Origin of the sequence: Novosphingobium malaysiense (genome assembly GCF_000802225.1) — a bacterium.
Lineage (GTDB): Bacteria > Pseudomonadota > Alphaproteobacteria > Sphingomonadales > Sphingomonadaceae > Novosphingobium > Novosphingobium malaysiense.
On record NZ_JTDI01000031.1, the window covers coordinates 1 to 555 of the forward strand.

Genomic DNA, 555 nt, shown 5'->3' on the forward strand with positions numbered 1-555 from the left:
ACCTCGATCAGATCGCTCGCGCCGAAGAAATGGGTTTTGGCTCGGTCTGGCTGACAGAGCACCATTTTTGCGAGGATGGCTACACGCCGTCGCCGCTGGTGATTGCAGGCGCCATAGGCGAGCGAACAACGAGCATGCGTATCGGCACCAACCTCATCGTTCTGCCGCTGCATGATCCAGTCCGCATCGCGGAGGATGCGGCAACCTTGTCGTTGCTCACCGGAGGACGCTTCGACCTAGGCGTTGGCATTGGCTACAAGCGGCCCGAATTCGAAGCATTTGGACGCGAACTCAAATTTCGTCCCAGCATGCTCGAGGACTCCTGCGAGATTATTCGCCGTGGATGGAGCGGGCAAAAGGTCAACTACACCGGGAAACGCTTCTCGCTTGGCGACCTGCCGATCACGCCGGCTCCGGAGAGCCCGCCTTCGCTGTTCATCGGAGGGATGGCCGAGCCCGCGATCGAACGGGTGGCACGCATCGGCGATGGTTTCCTTTCCACTGGCGCCATTGGGCTCGATACTTACATCGCGGCGCTCGAGCGCAATGGAAAGG

At 60.4% G+C, this 555-nt stretch carries 1 protein-coding gene; it reads left to right on the forward strand.

Features of this window, described 5'->3' with window-relative positions; genetic code table 11:
* Positions 1–555 (forward strand): LLM class flavin-dependent oxidoreductase (locus LK12_RS23365; RefSeq protein WP_039290734.1); only part of this gene is annotated, 555 nt, incomplete at both ends.